Source organism: Kitasatospora sp. NPDC003701 (assembly GCF_053587085.1).
Map to the genome: position 1 here is coordinate 92,217 of NZ_JBSFNM010000008.1, position 23,176 is coordinate 115,392.

Genomic DNA, 23,176 nt, shown 5'->3' on the forward strand with positions numbered 1-23,176 from the left:
GTGGGGTGCCGGGGGCGTGTGGATTGGAGGCCCGGGTGAGCGATCTTCCGCGCAAGGCAATGACCCGCACGGCACGGCTCGCCGCCCTGCCGTTGGGGATAGCCGGCCGGGCCACCCTCGGGCTGGGGAAGCGGATCGGCGGGCGGTCGGCCGAGGTGGTGACGGCCGAGCTGCAACAGGCCACCGCCGACCAGCTCTTCAAGGTCCTGGGCGAGCTCAAGGGCGGGGCGATGAAGTTCGGGCAGGTGCTGTCCGTCTTCGAGGCCGCGCTGCCCGAGGAGGTCGCCGGGCCCTACCGGGCGGCACTGACCAAACTGCAGGACGCCGCTCCGCCGATGCCCGCCGCCACCGTCCACACCGCACTCACCCAGCGGCTCGGCGACGGCTGGCGGAAGCTGTTCCTGGAGTTCGACGACCGGCCGGCCGCCGCCGCCTCGATCGGCCAGGTGCACCGGGCCGTCTGGCACGACGGCCGCGAGGTGGCCGTCAAGGTCCAGTACCCGGGCGCGGGCGACGCGCTGCTGGCGGACCTCTCGCAGCTGAGCCGGGTGGCCTGGCTGCTCGGCCCGCTCATCCCCGGTCTCGACATCAAGCCGCTGATCACCGAGCTGCGCGAGCGGGTCGCGGAGGAGCTGGACTACGAGCTGGAGGCGCAGGCGCAGCGCCGGCACGCCGAGGAGTTCGCGGGCGATCCGGACATCCGGGTCCCCGGCGTGGTCGCGCAGGCCGACCAGGTGCTGATCACCGAGTGGATGGACGGCACCCCGCTGGCCGAGGTGATCACGGGCGGCACCCAGGAGGAGCGCGACCGGGCCGGGCACCTGCTGGCCCGGTTCCTGTTCGCCGGCCCGTCCCGGACCGGTCTGCTGCACGCCGACCCGCACCCGGGCAACTTCCGGCTGCTCAAGGACGACGGGCCGGTGGCCGGCTGGCGGCTCGGGGTGCTGGACTTCGGCACCGTCGACCGGCTGCCGGGCGGGCTGCCCGCACCGATCGGCGCCTCGCTGCGGATGGCGCTGGCCGGTGACGCCGCGGGCGTGCTGGACATGCTGCGCGAGGAGGGCTTCGTCAAGCCCTCGATCGAGCTGGACCCGGACGCGGTGCTGGACTACCTGGTGCCGATCATCGAGCCGGCCGCGGTGGACACCTTCCACTTCACCCGGGCCTGGATGCGGGCCCAGGCCGCGCGGATCGCCGATCCGCGCTCGCCCGCCTACAACCTGGGCAAGCAGCTCAACCTGCCCCCGGCGTACCTGCTGATCCACCGGGTCACGCTGAGCACCATCGGGGTGCTCTGCCAGCTGGGTGCCAACGCCCCGTTCCGGGCGGAGATGCAGCGGTGGCTCCCGGAGTTCGAGGAGCGTCCCACCACCGGGTCGAAGAAGCGCGCGGCCGCGAAGAAGCCCTGACGGGCCCGGCAGCAACGGCCGCAGGCCGCTCCCCGGTACGGGGGGCGGCCTGCGGCACGACGGGGGTGTTTCCGGACCGGCGCGCCTACATCAGCGCGACGGCGAGGGCCTTGCGGGCCCGCAGCGAGGCCCGTTCGGCCCTCAGCTTGAGCCGGCGGGCCCGGGCGACCCGGGTGACGAGCCGTTCGTGCTCGGCCTCTTGCAAGCGGTCTTGCATATGGGCACGGGCCAGGGATTCGTGGAGGAGTTGCATTTCGAGGGTCCTGTTCTGGATCTGAAGTTCGGTGGTCTGCTCGGCGCGGACGGTGGGATCAATGGCGGCGGCGGTCATGTCGTGGTCCTGCTCGTGGTGCGACGTAGGGAAGTGGACGGTGCGGGCCGCGTCGGCCTTGGCGGCGGCGATTCGCACGGAGCGACGAAGGGCGCTGTCCAGCGGGGGCTGCTCTCCCCGGCGGACGGCCTTGGCTCCGAGCGCGGGGTTCACGCTGCGACCTCGGTCTTGCGCGGGCGGCCACGCGGCCGCTTGCGGGCCACGACGACACCCTGGACGAAGAGCTCGCCACCCCAGACGCCCCACGGCTCGCGCCGCTCCAGCGCACCGGTCAGACAGGCGTCCTTGACCGGGCAGGTGCCGCAGAGGGACTTCGCGTACTCGACGTCGGCGGGCGTCTCGGCGAAGAAGACCTCCGGGTCGAAGGCGCGGCACGGGATGGGGAGACCGAGCGCCTCGGCCTGGTCGATGGTGGTGATCTGCATCAGGGAAACCTCCGGAGGGTCGGCCTGGTCGGCCGGGGTGATCTGGCTTGTCTGCGGTACGGACGGGATGGGCGGTGTGATGACCGTGGACACTGTGGGCGTCTTCCTCGTCTTTTCAGTGGGTCCGGCTCAGCTGACTGGTGGGGCTGGGCCGGAGGCCCCGGAGGGCCTGGGTGGTCTTGCGTACCGGACAAAACAGAAGGGCCGCGGATCCCGGTGTGACGGGTTCCGCGGCCCTGGAGGTGCCGACCTGAGACTTCCTCAGGTTCGTTCTCTCCAGGGTTCAGGCCCGCGGAAGGCCCGCATCCGGATGGCCGTGGCGCCGGTAAAGGCGGCCATGGCCTGCTTGTTGATCTGCTGCTCGTTCTGCTTCTGGGCGTTTCCGGCACCGATGACCTGCTCATAGCCGCCATGCATGGCGGCTACGGCTGCCTTCGGTGCCTGGGTCGGTCGCTCGTCGCGCGGGGAGCGCGACGTGCTCACGGACGCCCAGCCACGGGACAGACCGGTCTCGACAGAGGTGCCGTCAATACCGCCCGCGATATCCGCGCCGCAGAGGCCAGTGTGTCCAAGACCACTGACAACGGGGACGACGGAGACGGCGGAAGCGACGGAGGCACCCGTGGCTTCGAGACCCAGACCGGTTCCACCCAGCTCGGCGAGAGCCCGCAGGCGGGCGGCACGCAGGGAGGCAGCGACGACGGTCTGGCCAGTCAGTTTGGTGATCATGATGGTTTCCACTGTCTTCGCCTCCTCTCGGCGTCTCGCGGGGCCTGGTCTCCCGGGCTCCGAACTGTTCGGATGTCTGTCTCGGTGGTGCAGGTGAAGCGTGGTGCTGGTGGAGCGGAGAAGCTGTCGGGTACAGGAGGACATGGCACAGGCGTCACCCCGTGCGTTCGCGTCCCCTTGACCGCTCCGGCAGGCTATTGCGCTCTCGGTACGGCGCGCAAACTATTTTTCCGGCGAGTTTCCCGACGGGTTCCGAAGTGCTCCGGGGCATCGGCTCCGACCGCCCCGGAGAACGCCCCGGACCGGCTCAGGCCGGTTCGTCCGGATCGCCGTCCTCGACGTCGACCGGATCCTCCGTGAGCTCCTCCCCCGCACACAACGAGAGCACGGCGGCCCCGTACTTGTCCAGCTTCATCGCACCGACCCCCGAGATCACCGCCAGCTCCTGGGTGGTCGCCGGGACGTCCTCGGCGATCGCCATCAGCGTCGCGTCGGTGAACACGACGTAGGCCGGGGCGCCCTGCTTCTTCGCCTGCCCGGCCCGCCACTCGCGCAGCCGCTCGTACAGCGCCTCGTCCATCGTGGAGGGGCAGCTCTCGCAGCGGCGCAGCTTGCGCTCGACCGCCTCGGTGAGCACCCGCTCGCAGACCCGGCAACGGACCGGTCCGCGGGCCCGGCGCCCGGCGGAGCGCTCGCCGGGCTCGACGCCACCGCGCCCGCCCCGGCCCCCGGCGCGCGCGCCCGGCGCGCCGGAGTTCGGCCGCAGCCCGTCCAGGAACCGGGTCGGCTTGCGGCTCGCCCGGCCCCCCGGGGAGCGGGAGAGCGACCAGGAGAGCGAGAGGTGCTTGCGGGCCCGGGTGACGCCGACGTAGAGCAGCCGGCGCTCCTCCTCGATCTGCTCGTCCGTCTTGGCGTAGATGATCGGCATGGTGCCCTCGGTGAGGCCGACCAGGAAGACGGCGTCCCACTCCAGGCCCTTGGCGGCGTGCAGCGAGGCCAGCGTGACGCCCTCGACGGCGGGCGCGTGCTGGGCCGCGGCCCGGCCGTCCAGCTCGGCGACGTACGCGGCCAGGTCGGCCGGCTCCCCGGCCGCCGTGCGGGTGCGCTCGAAGTCCTCGGCGAGCCGGACCAGCGCGGCCAGCGACTCCCAGCGCTCGCGCACCGCGCCGGAGCCGGCCGGCGGCTCGGCGGTGAAGCCCCGGGTCGCGAGCACCGCGCGCACCTGCGCGGCGAGACCGGGGGTGCCGTCGGTGAGCGGGTCGGAGGCGGCCCGGGCGGCGCCGCGCAGCAGCACGCCGGCGTCCCGGACCTCGGGCCGCTCGAAGAACCGCTCGGCGCCCTTGAGCTGGTAGGAGACCCCGAGGTCGGCGAGCGCCTGCTCGTAGACCTCGGACTGGCCGTTGGTGCGGAACAGCACCGCGACCTCGCTGGCCCGCACGCCGGTCGCCAGCAGCTCCTTGATCCGGCGGGCGGTGGTCTCGGCCTCGGTCGGCTCGTCCTCGTACTCGGTGTAGACGGGCTCGGGGCCGGCCTCGCGCTGCGAGATCAGCTCCAGCCGGTGCCGGGCGGCCTGGCCGCGGGCCTGGGCGAGCAGCCCGTTGGCGAGGTGGACGACCTGCGGGGTGGAGCGGTAGTCGCGGACCAGCTTGACCACCGTCGCCTCGGGGTGGCGGGTGCGGAAGTTCAACAGGTAGTCGGGGGTGGCGCCGGTGAACGAGTAGATGGTCTGGCTGGCGTCGCCGACCACGCACAGGCTGCCGGCGGCGGGGCCGGTCCACTGGTCGAGCAGCCGCTGCTGGAGCGGGGAGACGTCCTGGTACTCGTCGACGGTGAAGTGCCGGTACTGGGAGCGGACCTGGTCGGCGATGTCCGGGCGGTCCTCCAGGATCGCGGCGGTCAGCAGCAGGACGTCCTCGAAGTCGATGACGCCGCGGCGGCTCTTGGTCTCCTCGTACACCCGGTAGACCTGGGCCGTCTCGGCCGGGTCGCGCGGGGCCTCGCGGGCCGACTTCTGCACCGCGGCCGGGTAGTCGTCGGGGCCGATCTGGGAGACCTTGGCCCACTCGATCTCGGCGGTGAGGTCGCGCAGCTCGGTGCGCTGGACCCGCAGCCCGCAGCGCGCGGCGGACTCGGCGACCAGCTGGACCTTGCGCTCCACCAGCTGCGGCACCGGGCCGCCCACGGCGCGCGGCCAGAAGTACTGGAGCTGGCGCAGCGCGGCGGCGTGGAAGGTGCGGGCCTGGACGCCCTCGGCGCCGAGCTGGCGCAGCCGGCCGCGCATCTCGCCGGCCGCGCGGGCGGTGAAGGTGACGGCGAGGACCTGCGCGGGCTGGTAGACGCCGCTGCGCACGCCGTAGGCGATCCGGTGGGTGATGGCGCGCGTCTTGCCGGTGCCGGCGCCGGCGAGCACGCAGACGGGCCCCTGCAGGGCGGTGGCGACGGCCCGCTGCTCGGGGTCGAGCCCGGCGAGCACCGCGTCGGGGCCGGACGCGGCGCGGTAGTCGTCGAACGGGCTGCCGCTCAAGAGGTCTTCCTGCATGCGTTCCATCCTCTCAGCCCGGTGGGACAACCGGGGCGGGCTTGTCCACAGGCCCGGTGCGATCGCAGGATGAACGGTGCGCGCTCGGGCGTGCGAGGTCGATCTCACGCCGGGCGCACGCGGAATGACCGATGCGTGACGGACGTTCCTCTCTGAGACCGCACGCCCTCTTCCCCGAAGGAGCCCCTCGATGTCCGGCAGCGTGACGATGTACAGCACGACCTGGTGTGGGTACTGCAACCGACTCAAGAGCCAGCTGACCCGTGAAGGCATCGGCTACACCGAGATCAACATCGAGGAGGACCCGAACTCGGCGTCCTTCGTCGAGTCCGTCAACGACGGCAACCAGATCGTGCCGACCGTCCTGGTGACGCCGGAGCGCGGCGGCGAGCAGATCGTGATGACCAACCCGAGCCTGATGCAGGTCAAGAAGGCCCTGGCGGCCTGACCGGCGGTACGCCGCGGGCCCGGGCCGGCGCGCCTCAGGGGGCGTCGGCCCGGGCCGGGTCGACGGGGGCGGCGGGTGCGGGCAGCAGGGCCCGGGCGGCGAGGTCGCCGACGCCGTAGACCAGCCGGCTGCGGTCGGCCGAGTACCTGGTCTCGATGACCCGGACGGGACCGCGCCGGTCGTACGTCACCCTGGTCTGCACCATCAGCGGCACCCCGGGGCCGCCCTGGAACCACTGCGCCTCCTCGGGGCCGGGCATCCGGGCCACCAGGTGGTCCACGGCACCGATCTCGGTGCGGCCGAGCAGTCCGAGCACCGCCTCGTCGCCGCCGTCGATCTGGTCGGGCTCCATCAGCGGGGTGCCCGCCGCGAGGCCGGCCCGGTAGTGGCTCTCCTCGATCGAGTACGGCTCGCGGTCCAGCAGCCGCAGCTGCCGGCGGACCACGATGGCCTCACCGGGCCGCAGTCCGAGCCGCTCGGCGATGTCGACCCGGGCCCGGACGATCATCATCTCGAAGTCGACGGTGAGCTCCCGGCCGGCGTCGGCGGCCTCGCCGAGGTAGACGGCGGTGGGCACCGCCAGGCAGTCCCGCGGCCCGACCAGCGGGTCGCGCGGCGCGGGTGCCGCCGGGGTCGGGCCGTAGGCGCGGTGGTCCAGGACGGGGTGCTCCCGGAGGTAGGTGCCCTTGCCCTGGAGGCGGACCAGCCGGCCCTCGTTGACCAGGACGTCGACGGCCAGCCGGACGGTGTTGCGCGCGACCCCGTACTGGCGCTCCAGTTCGCTCTCGACCGGGAGGGCCGCCTGGGCGGTGAACTCGCCCTCGGCGATCCGGCGGCGCAGATCGGCGGCGAGCCGTTGGTATTTGGGGGATTGGGCGGTGCCCCGTGGGATTGTCACCCGAGTGAATGTAGCGAGAGCGGTGACCCGGTTTCAGGCGATTCCGACAATGTCGACCCGGATCGGCGACGGCGGGCCGGGAACGGGCGCCCGCCCCGGGCCGGGAGCGGCAGGAAGCGGCCCCTCCGGATACGAACATCAGCGCGTCCGACCGGCGCGAAATCGGCTCGGCTCACCCGTTCGGCCGCTCCGGGCCCGCGGATGGCCAGCGCGACGGAGGGCACGAAACGAAATCGGGGGCGCACGGCAATAAGCCGCACGCCCCCGATTGTCGGAATTACCAGCGCGCCGCCGAGGGCAGCGGCTCTCCGTACCAGAGTTCGACCAGGTGACGGGCGATCGAAATCCCGGACGGCGGCAGGATCTCGCCCGCCGCCATGCCGGCCCGCAGCTCCTCCCGGGAGAACCAGCGCGCCTCGGCCAGCTCCTCGCCGTCCACGGTGATGGTCGTCCCCTCCGGGTCCGCCTTGCCCATGAAGCCCAGCATCAGGCTGGACGGGAACGGCCACGGCTGGCTGGCCACGTAGCCGACCTCGGCGACCCGCACCCCGGCCTCCTCGAAGACCTCGCGGACCACCGCCTGCTCGATCGACTCCCCCGGCTCGACGAAACCGGCCAGGGTCGACCAGCGGCCCTCCGGCCAGAGCGCCTGCCGGCCGAGCAGGCAGCGGTCCTGCTCGTCGGTGATCATCATGATCACCGCCGGGTCGGTGCGCGGGTAGTGCTCGGCCGCGCAGGAGGTGCAGCGCCGGACGTGGCCGGCGCCGGCCTTCTCGGTCGGGTGCCCGCAGCGCGAGCAGAAGCTGTGCAGCCGGTGCCAGTGCTCCAGCGCGACGGCGTGCACCAGCAGCCCGGCGTCCCGGTCGGAGAGCATCGCCCCGACCTCGCGCAGCCCGGCCGGGCGGGCGTCGCCGTCGAGGCGCCCGGGCAGGCTCTCGCCGGCCAGCGCGAAGTACGACACCCCGTCCTCGTCGGTGCCGAGGAAGTAGCGGTCCCCGGTCTGCGGCGCCTCGAACGAGGGCATCAGGACCAGTTCGGTGCCCTGCCCGGTGTCCACCACGAACGCCTCGCCGCCGGCGATCGGCAGCACCTTGGTGGTCGGGTGGCTCCAGGCGGCCGCCAGCCAGGGCTCGTCGAACCGGTGCTGGGCCGCCCGGTCCACCCCGGCCCGGGCCAGTGCCAGGTGCAGCGGGCGTTCGGTCTCAGGCACGGTGCTCACTTCGTTCCATCCCCATGTGATGAATCATCCGGATGAGTGGTCTGTCTGCCGGAACGGGCCGCGGGAGGCGCCCCACGGCCTTCACACTGCCTCGCCGCCGGACCGCCAGTTCTCGGCCAGGTCGGCCCAGAGGTAGGCGGTCGTCTCCACGCCCTTGGCCAGCAGGTCGAGTTCGACCTTCTCGTCGACCGAGTGCCAGCCGTCCGAGGGCACCGAGATGCCGAGGAAGAGCACCGGCGCGCCGAGCACGTCCTGGAGCTCGGCGGCCGGGCCCGAGCCGCCCTCCCGGGTGAAGAGGATCCGCTGCCCGAAGGCCCGTTCCATCGCCCGGACGGTGGACTGCAGCGCCGGGTGGTCCAGCGGGGTCAGGCACGGCCGGGTGGCGCCGGGGAACTCCAGCTCGTACCGGATGCCCTCGGGCACCCGCGCCGCCACCCAGGACCGCACGGCCTCCTGGACCTGCTCCACCTCCTGGCCGGCCACCAGCCGGAAGGAGAGCTTGAGGTGCGCCGAGGACGGCACGATGGTCTTGCCGCCGGGGCCGGTGTAGCCGCCCCAGATGCCGTTCACCTCGGCGGTCGGCCGGGCCCAGACCCGCTCCAGGGTCGAGTAGCCGGCCTCGCCGAGGGTGCCGTGCGACTTGGCGACCTTCAGCCACTGCCCCTCGTCGAAGGGCAGCTCGGCGAAGAGTTCGCGCTCGCGCGCGGTCAGCTCGATCACGCCGTCGTAGAAGCCCGGGACGGCCACCCGGCGGTCCTCGTCGTGCAGCGCGGCGGCCAGCTCGGCCGCGACCGCCGCCGGGTTGGGGACGGCGCCGCCGAAGGAGCCGGAGTGGATGTCGCTGTCCGGGCCGTAGAGGTCGATCTGGGCGTCGGCCAGGCCCCGCATGCCGGTGCAGACCGTCGGCGTGGTCTCGGACCACATCCCGGTGTCCGAGATGATCACCACATCGGCGGCCAGCCGCCCGGCCTCGCGGCGGACCAGGGCGGGGAAGTGCGGCGAGCCGGACTCCTCCTCCCCCTCGATCAGCAGCTTGAGGTTGACGGCCGGCGCGGTCCGCCCGGTGGCGGCCAGGTGGGCGCGGACCCCGAGGGTGTGGAAGAACACCTGCCCCTTGTCGTCGGCGGCCCCGCGCGCGAACAGCTGCCGGCCGACCACGGTCGGCTCGAACGGCTCCGTCGCCCAGCCGTCCTCCTTGGCGGCGGGCTGCACGTCGTGGTGGCCGTAGACCAGCACGGTCGGCGCGGACGAGTCCCCGGACGGCCACTCGGCGAACACCGCCGGCAGGCCGTCCGTCTCCCAGACCTCCACCACCGGGAACCCGGTCTCCCGCAGGTTCGCGGCCAGCCACTCGGCGGAGCGGCGGACGTCGCCGGCCCGCTCGGGGTCGGCGGAGACCGAGGGGATGCCGAGCCAGTCGGAGAGGTCGGCCAGGAACGCGGCCTGGTGCCGGTCGATGAAGGAGCGGACGACGCTGTCCGGGGTTCTCGTCATACGGACGACTTTAGTTCGCCCGTGCGGGTGCCCGCCCCGGCCGTCCGGCCACCGGGCGCCGCAGGGCCTGTAACGTCCGTCACCCCCGGCCGCACGGGGGCGACGGCCGGGGGTGACGGGGACACGGGGAGCGCTGTCAGCCGGAGCGGCGCAGCAGCGAGATCCGCGAGCGGGTGAGCAGCGTGGCCAGCGCCACCGCGAGCAGCGGCAGCAGGACCACGGTGGCGCCGACGTTGAGCCACGGGAAGACGATGACGCTGCGGTCGACCGCCTCCTCCGGGGTCATCCCCGGGTAGGAGACCGCCACGCCCTCCACCTTGCGCAGGGCCACCGCCGGCACCACCCCGGCGACGACGCCGAGCAGCGTGCCCATCGCAGCGATCACCCCGCACTGGAAGCCGGAGAGGCTGCGGCGGATCCGCGGTGCGGCGCCGACCGCCGCCAGGGTGGTCAGGTCGCGCTGCGAGTCGGCGGCGGCGAGGCCGGTGGCGATGCCGGCGGCGCCGAGCGCGACCAGGGCGGCGAAGGCGGTCAGGCCGAGGCTGATCAGGTCGTGGTCGGCCTTGAAGCCGCGCTCGACGTCGAACCGGGTGCCGTCGGCGAGCTTCTCGATCGCCCCCGCCGCCTTCTGCTCGGCGCCGTCGGACGGCGCCTTGGCCGGCAGCCAGACCGAGCCGACGTCGCTCGTGCCCAGCCCGAGCCGGCGGGCGGCGTCCGGGCTCATCACGACCTGACCGGCGGTCGGGGTCACCGTGGTGGCCAGCACGGCGTCGACCGCGAGCTCACGGCTGGGCGCCTCGTGGGCCGGCCCCGACTGCGGGCTGTCCGGGGCCTGCGGCTCGGTCACGCTCACGATGACCTTGCCGTCCTTGATGTACCGGGGGTCGAACACGACGACCTTGCCCGCGGCCAGCGCCTGGCCGGCCGCCGGGTCGGTCACGCCGAACAGGTTGTGCAGCAGGGTGGCGTCCCCCGCGGTCACGGCGCTGAACGGGTTGACCCAGTAGGAGCTCTCCCCCTTGCAGCGCGCGTCGTCCTTGCGGAGCCGGACGGACTCCTCGTAGGGGATGGAGTCGCTGTCCTTCTCGAACAGCGGGCAGCGCCGTTCCGGCGGCAGCTTGGCGGTCACGTAGCCGCAGTTGCCTCGGCCGGTGTCGCAGTCGCCGCTCAGGCGGACCGTCTGCACGTCGGCGCGGGGGCCGAGGTCGGGGACGTTGGTCTCGACGGCGCTGCGCAGCTGGGGCAGCAGCTTGCCGTCGGCGGCCGCTCCCCAGCCGCTGCTCAGCGTGACCGCGTTGGCCGGGGCGGCGGCGACGTACTCCCGCCGGCTCTGCTCGTCGCTGCTGGCGGTGTAGATGCCGACGGCGACGGAGCCGGCGACGGCGGCCATCACCGCGGCGACGGCGGGGGCGGTGCGCCCGCGGTGGCGGACCGAGTCGCGCAGCGCGAGGCGCGGTCCGAGCGGCAGCCAGCGGCCGATCCGGCCGAACAGTCCGACCAGGTAGGGCGTCAGGGCGACCATGCCGAGTTCGGCGATCATCGAGCCGCCGAGCACGGCCGTGCTGCGGTTGCCGAAGCCGCTGGTCGCGCCGAACAGCGCGAGGGCGGCGCCTCCGGCCAGCATCAGCAGGCCGAGCAGGGCGAGCTTGCGGCTCGGCGGCTTGAGCGAGTCGCGGCCGGTGAGCGCGGCGACGACGTCCTGCCGGGAGGCCTGGACGGCCGGGACGACGGCCGCGAGCAGGCCGGTGACCAGGCCGATGCCGAGGACGCCGAGCAGGTCGACCGGCTGGAGGTCGAAGTGGCCGAAGCGCTCTCCGGAGTAGTTCTCGGCCCGGGTGCGCAGCAGCGCGACCAGGCCGACGCCGAGGGCCAGGCCGAGGGCCGCGCCGGTCACTCCGAGGACGATGCCGCCACCGAGGACGACCGCACGGACGTCGGCCCGGTTACCACCGCCGGCGGCGAGCAGGCCGAGCTGCCGCCGTGAGCGCCGGGCTCCGACGGCGAAGGCGGGGCCCGCGAGCAGCACGATCTCCAGCAGCGCCATGCCCATGACGGTGGCGAGGATGACGATCGAGGTCCGGTCCAAGTACCGGGTGCCGCCGCTGTCCTGGCTCTGCTTGGCGTAGAGCGGCACCTCGGAGCGGGCCGGCGGGTCGAGCAGGACGGCGCGGGCGGCGACGGTGAAGCCGTGCTTGTTGAACTCCATCACCTTGGGCCAGTCGATCGCGGCCCCGGCGGGGAGCTTGACCAGCCAGTCGGTCTCCTCCCCCAGCGTGGAACGGCCCATGCCGTGGTCGGCGCCGGGCAGCTTCATCAGCGGGTCGACCAGCGTGCCGGGGCGGCCGATCAGCCCGGTGGTGCGCAGCTCACCGGGGTACTCGGCGACGGCGGTGAGGGTGAAGGGGGTGGCCTCCAGACCGCGCAGCGAGGTGCGGTCGCCGAGCTTGAGACCGGAGCGGTCGAGGAAGTCCCGGGTGACGGCGACCTCGTGGCCGGCGCTCGGGGCGCGGCCCTCGACCACGTTGATCCGGCCCTTCCAGACCGGGTCGTTGAGGTCGGCCTCGACGGTCTGCACGCTGAGCAGGCCCTCGGCGGTGCTGGTGGGGGTGTACGGGCCCTGGCGCAGCGGGACGAGCCTGGTGCCGGCCGGGAGCAGCTGCCCGACGAGGTCGGCGGGCGCGGTGTCGAGGCTGCGGCGCTGCTCGGGCGTGTACTTCGGCTGACCGTTCTCCGGCTTGGCCTCACCGGCGCCGGTCATGTCGAAGGACTCGGCGGGGTCCGGTGCCTGCAGGACGACCGAGCCGCGTTCGAGCAGCCGGACCTCGGCGTCGGCCTGGCCCATGGTGCGGACGACCCGCTCGACGGGGTCGAGTTCGGCGCTGCGGAAGACCACGTCGGCGCCGGTGACACCGAGGACGGGCAGCGCGACCATCGCGACGACGAGGGCGCTGCGGCCCTTGGCACGCAGGGCGTCTCGGCGGGCGATGCGCAGGGCGACCCGCCAGGCGCTGAACCTCACTGCGCCACCGGGCCCTTCGCGTTGGTGGCCGCGGAGACGAGCAGGCTGCCGGCGTCCTGGCTGACGCTCTCGTCGACCATGCGGCCGTCGCGGAGGAAGACCACGCGGTCGGCCCAGGCGGCGTGCCGGGGTTCGTGGGTGACCATCATCGCGGCGGCGCCGGCGTCGCAGCGGGCGCGCAGGACGGCGAGGACGGACTCCCCGGTGGTGGAGTCGAGGGCGCCGGTGGGCTCGTCGGCGAGGACGAGGCGGCGGTTGCCGATCAGCGCGCGGGCGATGGCGACGCGCTGCTGCTGGCCACCGGACATGTCGTCGGGGAAGCGGTCGGCGAGTTCGGGGATGCCGAGCTCCTCCAGCGCGGTCAGCGCCTCGCGGCGGGCGGCGCGGCCGGAGCAGCCGTCGAGTTCGCGCGGCAGCGAGATGTTCTCGGCGGCGGTGAGGGCCGGTATCAGGTTGTAGTCCTGGAACACGTAGCCGACCGAACGGCGGCGGACCTCGGCGAGCTTCTTGCGGCTGAGGCCGCCGAGCGCGACGCCCTCGACCAGGACCTGGCCGGTGCTCGGGGTGTCCAGGCCGCCGGCGAGCGTGAGCAGGGTCGACTTCCCGGAGCCGGACGGGCCCATCACGGCGACGAACTCGCCGGGGTGCACCTTGAGGTCCACCCCGCGCAGCGCCTGCACCTCGGCCGCGCCCTGGCCGTGCACCCGGGTGACGTTGTCCAGGTGCAGCACCGGTTCGGTGCCGCGCCTGCTGGGATCGGATTGGGACACGCTTCCCCCTGCTGTTCTGGGCCCGGGGTCGCGGTCGGCGGCCGGGCCGTGGTTCATGAGGTCCGTACGGGGTTCAGGCCTTGGTGCGGCGCCGCCCGAGCCGCTTGGCCCCGGGCTCGGCCCGTTCGGCCTCGGCGGCCCGGGCCTGTTCGATCTCGGCGTGCTTGGCGAGCCGGGTCTCGCAGTGGTCGAGCCAGCGGATCTCGGCCTCGGTCTGGAAGATCAGCTGTTCGAGGACGAGCAGCCAGGCGAGGTCGGCGCCGGGGCCGGCCGACTGGCCGGAGCCGCCGGGGCGGGCCTCGCCGGTCAGGGCGCGGGCCTTGAGCCGGGTGTAGTCCTGGAGCGCCTTGACGCTGTGGCGGCGCTGGCCCTGGACGACCGCGGGCACGTCCACCCCGGGGACGGTGACCGCCATGGCCAGCTTGATCGCCAGCTCGTCGCGGGGCGGGTTGGTCCGGGGCACCGGGGTGTCGAACCAGGCCCGCAGTTCCGTCCGGCCGGCCTCGGTGACGGCGTAGAACTGGTGCCCCTCGTCGTCCTCCCCCGCGGGCTCGACCAGGCCGTCACGCTCCAGGCGGGACAGGGTGGTGTAGACCTGGCCGACGTTGAGCGGCCAGGTGGCGCCGGTGCGTGCCTCGAACTCGGTGCGCAGCTGGTAGCCGTAGCGCGGGCCCTGGTCGAGCAGGGCGAGCAGACCGTGACGGATGGACATACCGAGTATGTATACCCGGTATGCCCGGCAGGCTCAAGCGGCGCCCCCTCCGCCGGCGAGCGGGTACCGTCGTGCGGTGTGAGCCAGTTGCGCATCGCCACCTTTAATCTGTTGCACGGTCAGCCGCTCGCCCCGGACGGCGCGCCGCGGCCCTACCCCGCCGATGCCGGCGGGCCGTTGGCGGAGGCGGTGGCCGCGCTGGACGCCGACGTGCTCGCGATCCAGGAGGTGGACCGCTACCAGGCCCGCTCCGGCGGCACCGACCAGGCCGCCGTCGCCGCCAAGGCGATGGGCGCCGCGGACTGGCGGTTCGCCGCCGCGCTGCACGGCCGCCCCGCGCCGGTGGCCGGCTGGGTGCCGGAGCCCTCGGTGCCCGCCGGGCTCCGGGTGTACGGGCCGAACGAGGTCGGCGACGACGCACCGCCCTCGTACGGCACCGCGCTGCTGACCCGGCTGCCGGTGCGGCACTGGCGGGCCCGGCGGTTCGCCCCGGCGCCGTTCGGACTGCCGCTGCGGGTGGCCGGGCGGCGCGGGCTCACGCCCGTCCCGGACGAGCCGCGGGCGGCGCTGGCGGCCGTGCTGGAGGGCGAGCACGGGCCGTTCACCGTGGTGGCGGCGCACCTGTCCTTCGTGCCGGGCTGGAACATGGCGCAGCTGGCGGGGATCCGGCGCTGGATCGCCGACCTGCCGCAGCCGTACCTGGTCCTGGGGGACTTCAACCTGATCGGCGCGGTGCCCCGGACGGTGCTGGGCGGGGCCACCGCACTGGACCGGACCGCGCCCCGGGCGCGGGTGCGCGAACTGCGGGCGGCCCGGCGGGCCCGGCCGGCCCTGATCGAACCGCGCCGGCGGCGGGTGCGGGAGCCCCGGGCGCGGCTCCAGGGCTGGTACGACCTGGCGCGCACACCCACCTACCCCTCGCACCGGCCGGCCGTGCAGTTCGACCACGTGCTGGCGGTGGGCGTGCCGCGCAGCGCCGTCGGCCCGGCGGCCGCCCCGCGGACCGGGGTCTCCGACCACCGCCCGCTGGTGGTGGAGGTCGGCCTCTGACGGCGGGGCGGCGGCCGGGCGGTCAGCTCCTGGGGTGCGCCAGCAGCCCGTTCTGGTGCGGTACGTGCGCCCCCGGCCCGAGCGGGTCGTACTGGAGCAGCAGCATCGCCGCGTCGTCGCCGAGCTGGCGGCCGACGTGGCGGACCACGTCCTCGTGCAGGCGCCGCAGGACGTCCTCCGGGCGGCCGTCCGCGCAGTGCGGCAGCCGCTCGGCGAGCGGGTAGAAGACGCCGGCCCGGTCGCGGGCCTCGATCACGCCGTCGGTGAAGAGCAGCACGCGGTCCCCCTGCCGCAGCGGGACCTTGTGCACGGGCGGCCGGACGTCGACCGGGTCGAGGACCCCGAGCGGGGGCACCGTCTCGGCGAGCTCCAGCGGCCGGACCGGCTCGGTGCCCCGCAGCAGCAGCGGCGAGGGGTGGCCGCAGTTGACGATCTCGGCGGTGCCGTCGGGCCGGACCCCGATCAGCACCAGGGTGACGAACTCCTCCTCCACACCGGGGTGGTCGTTCTCGTGCAGGGCCCGGTCGAGGCTGACCGCGAGCCAGCCGGCCACCCGGTCCAGCGCGGGCTCCTGGTGGGCGGCCTCGCGGAAGGCGCCGAGCACGGCGGCGGCGGTCTCCACCGCGCCGAGCCCCTTGCCCCGGACGTCGCCGACCACGGCCCGGACCCCGTGCCGGGTGTTGACCACCTCGTAGAGGTCGCCGCCGATCCGGGCGTGCGCGGCGGCGGCCTCGTAGTGGACGGCGGCCCGGACGGTGCCGACCCGCTCGGGGACGGGTCGCAGCAGCACCCGGCGGGCGATCGAGGCGACCAGCTGGGCGTCGGCGAGCGCCTTCTCCTGGCGCAGTCGAAGGGTGGCACTGACCCAGCCGATCGCGGCGACCAGCACGACGGCGAAGACGGTGGCACTGTGCACGGACTCGCCGAGCGAGTCGCTGTAGGCGGCCATCAGGAAGGCCACGGCCTCGGTGCAGAGGCCGATGGCGAGCGGGTACCAGGTGCGGCGGCTGACCACGGCGGCCAGCGCGGGGACGGCGGTGAGGGCCGGCTCGACCGTCACCTCGGTGTTGCTGACGTAGTCGAGGGCGACGACCAGCGCCATGCCGATGAACGGCAGCGCGAGCGCCGTCCTCGGCCAGGTGCCGGTCGTGCCCGGAGCGGCCCCCGGGGTCGGCCCGGCGAACCGCTCTCTGATCCATCCGGTCGCGCTCAACTTCGGTCTCTCCAGCAGAAGACGCCGATGCCCGTGGGCACCTGCGGTGATGACTGAGGGTTGGGGAATGCGGGCCTCGCTGGCGGCCGGAGCACGGGGGTTGACCGGTTACCGACCCCACAATAGGCACGAAACGTGCACTACGCACAGGTTTCGCCCGCTGCCGTGATGACTTGAATGCTCTCCGTGACTCATTCTTCACTGTTCCCGATCAGGAGCCGTTCCAACTCTTTTCGGTCGGGAAGTCCTGCGGGTTGTTCGATCCGACCGCTGCGGACGTACAGGAACGACGCCGTGACCTGCTCCAGTGGAACGCCCAACTGTTCGGCCCAGGCGACCCGGTAGACGGCGAGCTGGAGCGGATCCGCGGTCTCCTCGCGGTGCGTCTTCCAGTCCACCACTTCATAGCGTGACGCGCCGCCCGTTTTCGACCCGTCGTCACCCTCACGGTAGACCGCATCGATCCGGCCGCGCACCACCCGGCCCGCCAGCACCAGCTGGAACGGCGCCTCGACCCGCAGCGGCGTCCGGTGCGCGTACGGCGTGCGCAGGAACGCCTCCTTGAGCCGCTCCAGATCCTGCTCGTCCTCGATGCCGTCGTCGTCCGCGCCCGGCAGTGCGCCCGGCTCGATCAGCAGCAGCGGCTCGATCCGGGACTGCACCCAGGCGTGGAAGCGGGTGCCCCGGCGGGCGGCGGGCTGCGGGGGGCGCGGCATCGGGCGGGCCAGGTCGTGCGCGAAGCCGTCCGGATCGGCGGCCAGCCGCTGCAGCTGGGTGGCGGAGAGCGCGGCGGGCAGCGGCACCTCCCGCACGCTGCGCCGGGACCGCTCCAACTCGCCGACCAGCGCGGTGAGATCACGGTCCCAGGACTCGACCTGGCGACGGTCCTCGGCGGCCATCGGCTCCGGCTCGGGAGCCGGCTGTCCGGCGAGGCGGCGGTGCACCACCTCGGCGACCCGGCGGCGGGCGTGCTGGGCCGCCGGATCCAGCGGCAGCGGCCAGGGCCGCTCCACGGGCGAGGCCAGCGCCGGGTTCTCGGCGCCCTTCGGCGGCTGCTCGGCCCAGTGCTCGATCTCGCCCGCGCCCGGCTGCTCGCCGTGCTCGCGCAGCGCCTCCAGGAAGGCGGACGGGCCGCGCACGGTCTTCTGGCTCGGGCCCCACCAGTGCCCGGAGGCCAGCAGCAGCGAACGCGGCCGGGTGAAGGCGACATAGCCGAGGCGCAGCTCCTCGGTGGCCGAGTGCTCGGCGAGCGCCGCCTTGAAGGCGGCCATCGACTTGCTGGTCCACCCCCCGCGCACATCGGGCAGGGTGGCCGCGTCGCCGCGCAGGGCGTGCGGGAGCACCCGCTTGGTGCTGGTCCAGCGCTCGCGCGCGGACGAGGACGGGAAGGCGCCCTTGACCAGGCCGGGCACCGCGACGACGTCCCACTCCAGGCCCTTGGACTTGTGCGCGGTGAGCACCTTCACGGTGTCCTCCCCGCCGGGCAGGCTGCTGTCCAGACCGCGCTCGTACTCCTGGGCGGCGCGCAGGAAGCCGAGGAAGGCCGACAGGCCCGGGTCGCCGTCCAGGTCGGCGAAGCCGGCCGCGACGTCCAGGAAGGCGTGCAGGGTCTCCCGGCGGCGGGCGGCCAGCGCCTGCGGGGAGGCGGCGAGTTCGACCTCCAGGCCGGTGACGGCGAGCACCCGGTGCAGCACGTCCATCAACGGCTCGGCGAGCGAGCGGCGCAGCTCGCGCAGTTCCCGGGCGAGCCGGGCGAAGCGCGGCCGGGCCGCCGCGGAGAACGGCAGTTCGTCGGGCTGGTCGCCCTCGCCGCCGAACGCCGGGTCCAGGAAGGTCTCCAGCGCGTCGGCCAGCGAGACCACCTCGGTCGGATCGGCCTCGGCGACGGCGGCGGCCAGCGCCTCGACGCCCTCGGGCCGGGCGGTGCGGACCAGTTCGGCGGCGCGCCGGCCGAGCAGGGCGAGGTCGCGCGGGCCGATCCGCCAGCGCGGGCCGATCAGCAGCCGGACCAGCGCCGCGTTGGCGGTCGGGTCCTGGAGCACCTCGCAGGTCGCCACCAGGTCGGCCACCTCGGGCAGTTGCAGCAGGCCGCCGAGGCCGACCACCTCGACCGGCACCTCCCGGGCGACCAGTGCCGCGTGGATGTCTGGGAAGGCCGCGCCGCCCCGGCAGAGCACGGCGATCCGGCCGGGGGCGGTGCCGGTGCGGACCAGGTGGGCGATCGAGTCGGCCAGCCAGTCGATCTCCTCGGCATGGGTGGGCAGCAGCGCGGCCCGGACGTAGCCCTCCTGCTCGGCGCCGGGGGCGGGGCGCAGCGCCTCGACGCCCTCGTGCATCGCGCGCAGCGGCTGGGCCAGCTCGTTGGCGAAGGCGAGCAGCCGGCCGCCGCTGCGGCGGTTCTCGCTGAGCGAGTAGCGGGCCGCCCCGGAGCCGTCGGCCTTCGGGAAGTGCCGGGGGAAGTCGTCCAGGTTGGCGACCGAGGCGCCGCGCCAGCCGTAGATCGCCTGGCAGGGGTCGCCGACGGCGGTGACGGGGTGGCCGGCGCCCGGCCGCCCGGGGCCCGCGCCGTACAGGCCGGCCAGCATCAGCCGCTGGGCGACCGAGGTGTCCTGGTACTCGTCGAGCAGCACCACCCGGAACTGGCCGCGGAGCAGTTCGCCGACCTCGGGGCGCTGCTGCGCGAGCCGGGCGGCGGCGGCTATCTGGTCGCCGAAGTCCATCAGCCCGGCGGCCGCCTTGCGCCGGCGGTACTCCTCCACCAGGCGCAGCAGCTCCAGCCGGGCCCGGGCGGTGACCGGGACGGCCCGCAGGTCGTCGTTGCCGAGCCTGACGGTGGCGAGGGTGTCGAGCAGCTCCTCGTCGAAGGCGCGCAGCGCGTCCGGCTCGACCAGGTGCTCGGCGAGCTCGCCGTCCAGCGCGATCAGGTCGGCGACCAGGTTGGCGAAGGTGCCGGTGAGGGCCGGGAAGGGGCCGCGCGCGGTGCGCAGCACCTTGGCGGCGAGCTGGAAGCGGGTGGCGTCGGCGAGCAGCCGGACGTCCGGCTCGATGCCGATCCGCAGACCGTGCTCCTTGAGCAGGCGGCCGGCGAAGGCGTGGTAGGTGGAGATCTCCGGCTCGCCGAGCGGCTCCCCGGCCGCTTCGCCGGCGCTCCCCCGGCCGTCGGCCGCGGGCACTCCCACGCCGGCGAGGCGCAGCGCCGCGCGGACGCGTTCGGCGAGCTCCCCGGCGGCCTTGTTGGTGAAGGTGAGGCCGAGCACCTCCTCCGGCCGGACGGCGCCGGACCCGACCAGCCAGACCACCCGGGCCGCCATCACCGTGGTCTTGCCGGAACCCGCCCCGGCCACGATCACGGCCGGCTCCAGCGGGGCGCCGACGGCCGCCATCTGCTCCCGGTTGAACGGGATGCCCAGCAGCTCCTTGAGCTGGTCGGGGTGGCTGAGCGCGGCGGTCACCCCGCAACGTTAACGGGCACCGCCGACAGTCCGGGCCCCTCGCCCGGCCCGCTGTGGGAACCCCCACACGCCCGCGCTCACTCCACCACCTGCGCGCCGTCGCGCTGGGCCGAGCAGCTGCGGCGGAACGAGCAGCGGTCGCAGCCGCCGCCGGTCTGCGGCACGAAGCGCTCGGCGAGCACCCGCCCGGCGGCGTCGGCCAGCAGGTTCTCGATCCACGGCTCGCCGTCCGGCGGATCCTGTCGCTGCACCTTGGGCGCGTCCGGGGCGGCCTTGTCGGGCTTGCGCAGCTGCACCAGCTCGGCGCCGCCCGGGTCGGGGGCGTGACCGTCGAAGCCGGGCAGCTCGTTGAGCGCCCCGGCCCGGACGGCGAGCTGGTAGACCGCGAGCTGCTTGTGCTCGGGCAGCGACTTGTCGGTCGGCGCCTCCTTGCCGGTCTTGAAGTCCACCACGTAGGCCCGCCCGGCCGCGTCCTTCTCCACCCGGTCCATCGAGCCGCGGATCCGCACCGAGACGCCGCCGACGTCCAGCGTGACGTCGAAGCCGTGCTCGGTGGCGACCACGTCGCGGCCGCGCTGCAGGACGTGCCAGTTGAGGAAGCGCTCCAGGGCGGCCCGGGCCTCGGTCTTCTCCTGCTGGGACTTCCAGGGCGCGTCGAAGGCCAGCGCGTCCCAGACCGTGTCCAGGCGCTCCATCAGCACGGCGAGGTCGGCGGGGGTGCGGCCGGAGCCGACCTCGTCGGCCAGCGCGTGCACCACGTTGCCGAAGCCCTGGGCGGCCGAGCCGGCGCCGCGCGCCTTGACCTCCTTGTCCAGGAACCACTGCAACGAGCAGTTCTCCAGCTGCTCCAGGCCGCTGCCGGAGAGCCGGACCGGCAGGTCGGCGCTGCGCAGCGGCTCCGGGGCGGCGGTGGCGTCGTCCAGGCCCCACCAGCGGTCGGGGTGGGCGGCCGGCACCAGCGGCAGGCCGTCCTCGTCGGCGGCCAGCGCCAGGGTGGCCAGCCGCTCGGCGGCGGCGCGGCGCAGCTCGGGCGAGCGGGCCGGGTCGACGGTGACCGCGCGCAGCTCGGCGACCAGCGCGGGCACGGACAGCGGGCGGCGCGGGCGGTGGGTGACGTCCTCGACGGTGACCGGCGGGGTGCGGCGCACCACCTTGCCGGTCCGCGGGTCGACGTCCTCGCGGTAGAGCTCGCGCAGGAAGCGGGACGGCTCGTCGCCGTCGTCGGCGGGCGCCTTGACGGCGGTGACGATCAGCCGCTCCTTGGCCCGGGTGGCGGCGACGTAGAAGAGCCGGCGCTCCTCGCCGAGCAGGGCGCCCGGGGAGAGCGGCTCGGCCAGGCCGTCGCGGCCGATCCGGTCGGCCTCCAGCAGCGAGCCGCGGCGGCGCAGATCCGGCCAGAGGCCGTCCTGGACGCCGGCCACCACGACCACCCGCCATTCCAGGCCCTTGGAGCGGTGCGCGGTCATCAGCCGGACGGCGTCGGGGCGGACGGCCCGCACGGTGAGGGTGTCCGCGGCGATGTCCTGGGCCTCCAGCTCGGCGAGCAGGTCCAGGGCGCTGCGGTGGCCGGTGACCTGCTCCTCGGCGCGGGCGGCGGTCTCGAACAGGGCGCAGAGCGCGTCGAGGTCCCGGTCGGCGTTGCGGCCGGCGGCGCCGCCGCGCAGCGCGGCCCGCTCCAGCCGCTCGCGCCAGCGCCGGCTGCCGTCCCAGAGCTCCCAGAGCGCGTCCTCCGCGGTGCAGCCGCCGGCGAGGCGCTCGCGGACCTTGCGCAGCAGGGTGCCGAGGTCGCGGGCGCGCCGGGCGTGGGAGGGGTCGAGGGCGATCAGCCGCTCGGGCTCGGCGAGCGCCTCGCGGATCAGCTCCTCGGCCGGGCGGGGCACCGCGCCGCCGCGCCCGTCGGCGCGCAGCGCGGCGCGCTCCTCCTCGCGCAGGGCGCGGCCGAGGCGGCGCAGGTCGGAGCCGTCCAGGCCGCCGAGCGGGCCGGTGAGCAGGGTGTGGGCGAGCTCGGTGGTGAGCGGGTCGGGGGCCGACTCGCGGTCGTGCCGGTCCCGGGCGGCCTGCTCGGCGCAGACCCGCAGGGCGAGCAGCAGCTGGGCGACGGCGGGCTCCTCGCGCAGCGGCAGGTCGTCGCCGTCGATCTCCAACGGGACGCCGGCCGCGCCGAGCGCCCGCCGCACGCCGGGGATGGACCGGCCGCCGGCCCGGACGAGCACGGCCATCTCGCCCCACGGCACGCCGTCCTCCAGGTGGGCGCGGCGCAGCAGGTCGGCGATCGAGTCCAGCTCGGTGCCGGGGGTCGGGTAGGTGTACACCTCGACCCGGCCGCCCTCGCGGGAGGGCAGCAGAGCACGGTGCTGGGCGAGCTTGTCGGCCGGCAGCCGGCCCATCGGCATCCGCCGGGCCAGCTCGCGGGAGGCGGCGAGCAGCAGGGCGCCGGAGCGGCGGGAGACCCGCAGCACCTTGACCTCGGCCGGTGCGCCGTCGGCCTGCCGGAAGGTCTGCGGGAACTCCAGGATGCCGTTGATGTCGGCGCCGCGGAACGCGTAGATCGACTGGTCCGGGTCGCCGACGGCGACCAGCTCCCGCCCGCCGCCGGCCAGCTGGCGCAGCAGCCGCACCTGCGAGGGGTCGGTGTCCTGGTACTCGTCGACGAAGACCACCTCGTAGCGCTGCCGCAGCCGCTCGCCCACCTCGGGGCGCTCGGCGAGCAGCACCGCGCGGTGGACCAGCTCGGCGTAGTCGAGCACCCCGCGCAGGTCCAGGACGTCCAGGTAGTCGGCCAGGAAGTGGGCGGCGGCCGCCCAGTCCGGGCGCTGCACCCCCTCGGCGAAGCGCCGCAGCTCGGCCTCGCCGAGGCCCAGCTCCCGGCTGCGGGCGAGCACGGCGCGGACTTCGTCGGCGAAGCCGCGGGTGGTTAGGCAGGCCCGCAGGTCCAGCGGCCAGCCGATCCGGCCCCGGCCCCGGCGGGCGTCCTCGGCGCCGCCGGCCAGCAGCTCGCGGACCATGACGTCCTGCTCGGGGCCGGACAGCAGCCGCAGCGGCTCGGCGTAGTCCTGCGGGTCCTGGTGGGCCCGGAGCAGGGCGTAGCAGAAGGAGTGGAAGGTGGTGGCCTGCGGGGCCGGGGCCGAGGCGCCGAGCCGGCCGGACATCCGGTCGCGCAGCTCCATCGCGGCCTTGCGGCTGAAGGTCAGCACCAGGATCCGCTCGGGGTCGGTGCCGCGCTCGATCCGCCGGGCGACGGCCTCCACCAGCGTGGTGGTCTTGCCCGTCCCGGGCCCGGCGAGCACCAGCAGCGGGCCGCCCGCGTGCTCCACCACGGCCCGCTGGTACTCGTCCAGCACGGGCGGGGCGGGGAGCGCGAGGGGGCTGCGCACCAGACGGTAGGGGGAGCTCACGGACGTCCTGGGGGTCGTGCTTCGGGCAACGGCGGACGGGCCCGCGGCGGGGCCCGTCCACATCGAGCCTACG

The 23,176-nt window shown here is 74.7% G+C and carries 16 protein-coding genes; 3 read left to right on the forward strand and 13 right to left on the reverse strand.

What is annotated here, in order from left to right; all coding sequences use genetic code 11:
- Positions 1–35: 35 nt before the first annotated feature.
- Positions 36–1,409 (forward strand): ABC1 kinase family protein, encoded by a 1,374-nt coding sequence (locus ACWDRR_RS10315; protein WP_449771751.1) that lies wholly within the window; start codon positions 36–38, stop codon positions 1,407–1,409.
- An 85-nt stretch (positions 1,410–1,494) separates the two neighbouring features.
- On the opposite strand, the gene ACWDRR_RS10320 is transcribed toward ACWDRR_RS10315, so the two are convergent.
- The 4 genes from ACWDRR_RS10320 to ACWDRR_RS10335 form a co-directional block, all read right to left on the reverse strand.
- Entirely contained in the window at positions 1,495–1,893 is a 399-nt protein-coding gene (locus tag ACWDRR_RS10320; RefSeq protein ID WP_449771752.1) for a hypothetical protein, read from the reverse strand.
- A complete protein-coding gene (locus ACWDRR_RS10325; protein ID WP_360633045.1) occupies positions 1,890–2,207 on the reverse strand; it encodes a WhiB family transcriptional regulator in 318 nt (105 codons plus the stop codon). Before ACWDRR_RS10325 ends, ACWDRR_RS10320 begins: the two co-directional genes overlap by 4 nt.
- Before the next feature lie 219 nt (positions 2,208–2,426).
- Positions 2,427–2,906 carry a hypothetical protein gene (locus ACWDRR_RS10330; RefSeq protein ID WP_449771753.1) on the reverse strand — a complete coding sequence of 160 codons (480 nt, stop codon included), beginning with the start codon at positions 2,904–2,906 and terminating at the stop codon, positions 2,427–2,429.
- Positions 2,907–3,201: 295 nt separating this feature from the next.
- Positions 3,202–5,433 carry an ATP-dependent DNA helicase UvrD2 gene (locus tag ACWDRR_RS10335; RefSeq protein WP_449771754.1) on the reverse strand — a complete coding sequence of 744 codons (2,232 nt, stop codon included), beginning with the start codon at positions 5,431–5,433 and terminating at the stop codon, positions 3,202–3,204.
- A 190-nt stretch (positions 5,434–5,623) separates the two neighbouring features.
- Here ACWDRR_RS10335 and ACWDRR_RS10340 point away from each other — a divergent pair, with 190 nt between their 5' ends.
- On the forward strand, positions 5,624–5,881 hold the full coding sequence (locus ACWDRR_RS10340; protein WP_360632813.1) for a mycoredoxin: 258 nt from the start codon (positions 5,624–5,626) through the stop codon (positions 5,879–5,881).
- A gap of 34 nt (positions 5,882–5,915) precedes the next feature.
- Here the strand turns inward: ACWDRR_RS10340 and ACWDRR_RS10345 are convergent, their stop codons facing one another.
- The 6 genes from ACWDRR_RS10345 to ACWDRR_RS10370 form a co-directional block, all read right to left on the reverse strand.
- On the reverse strand, positions 5,916–6,779 hold the full coding sequence (locus ACWDRR_RS10345) for a GntR family transcriptional regulator (RefSeq protein WP_449771755.1): 864 nt from the start codon (positions 6,777–6,779) through the stop codon (positions 5,916–5,918).
- Positions 6,780–7,056: 277 nt separating this feature from the next.
- Positions 7,057–7,998 carry an NAD(+) diphosphatase gene (nudC, locus tag ACWDRR_RS10350; protein WP_449771756.1) on the reverse strand — a complete coding sequence of 314 codons (942 nt, stop codon included), beginning with the start codon at positions 7,996–7,998 and terminating at the stop codon, positions 7,057–7,059.
- Between the two features lie 81 nt (positions 7,999–8,079).
- Positions 8,080–9,492: a dipeptidase gene (locus tag ACWDRR_RS10355; protein WP_449771757.1), complete on the reverse strand. Its 1,413-nt coding sequence runs from the start codon at positions 9,490–9,492 to the stop codon at positions 8,080–8,082.
- Positions 9,493–9,628: 136 nt separating this feature from the next.
- Positions 9,629–12,511, reverse strand: coding sequence for an ABC transporter permease (locus ACWDRR_RS10360; RefSeq protein ID WP_449771758.1), 2,883 nt, complete (start codon positions 12,509–12,511; stop codon positions 9,629–9,631).
- Positions 12,508–13,338, reverse strand: a complete 831-nt coding sequence (locus ACWDRR_RS10365; protein WP_449771759.1) for an ABC transporter ATP-binding protein — start codon at positions 13,336–13,338, stop codon at positions 12,508–12,510. Before ACWDRR_RS10365 ends, ACWDRR_RS10360 begins: the two co-directional genes overlap by 4 nt.
- A gap of 16 nt (positions 13,339–13,354) precedes the next feature.
- Positions 13,355–13,993, reverse strand: coding sequence for a PadR family transcriptional regulator (locus tag ACWDRR_RS10370; RefSeq protein ID WP_449771760.1), 639 nt, complete (start codon positions 13,991–13,993; stop codon positions 13,355–13,357).
- A gap of 78 nt (positions 13,994–14,071) precedes the next feature.
- Here ACWDRR_RS10370 and ACWDRR_RS10375 point away from each other — a divergent pair, with 78 nt between their 5' ends.
- Positions 14,072–15,043 carry an endonuclease/exonuclease/phosphatase family protein gene (locus ACWDRR_RS10375; protein ID WP_449771761.1) on the forward strand — a complete coding sequence of 324 codons (972 nt, stop codon included), beginning with the start codon at positions 14,072–14,074 and terminating at the stop codon, positions 15,041–15,043.
- Between the two features lie 22 nt (positions 15,044–15,065).
- Here ACWDRR_RS10375 and ACWDRR_RS10380 read toward each other — a convergent pair whose 3' ends face one another.
- The 3 genes from ACWDRR_RS10380 to ACWDRR_RS10390 all read right to left on the reverse strand — a co-directional run bounded on the left by ACWDRR_RS10380 (position 15,066) and on the right by ACWDRR_RS10390 (position 23,166).
- A complete protein-coding gene (locus ACWDRR_RS10380) occupies positions 15,066–16,256 on the reverse strand; it encodes a PP2C family protein-serine/threonine phosphatase (RefSeq protein WP_449771762.1) in 1,191 nt (396 codons plus the stop codon).
- 191 nt (positions 16,257–16,447) lie between these two features.
- Positions 16,448–19,708 carry a UvrD-helicase domain-containing protein gene (locus tag ACWDRR_RS10385; protein WP_449771763.1) on the reverse strand — a complete coding sequence of 1,087 codons (3,261 nt, stop codon included), beginning with the start codon at positions 19,706–19,708 and terminating at the stop codon, positions 16,448–16,450.
- 77 nt (positions 19,709–19,785) lie between these two features.
- Positions 19,786–23,166, reverse strand: a complete 3,381-nt coding sequence (locus ACWDRR_RS10390; protein ID WP_449771764.1) for an ATP-dependent helicase — start codon at positions 23,164–23,166, stop codon at positions 19,786–19,788.
- Positions 23,167–23,176 lie beyond the last annotated feature (10 nt).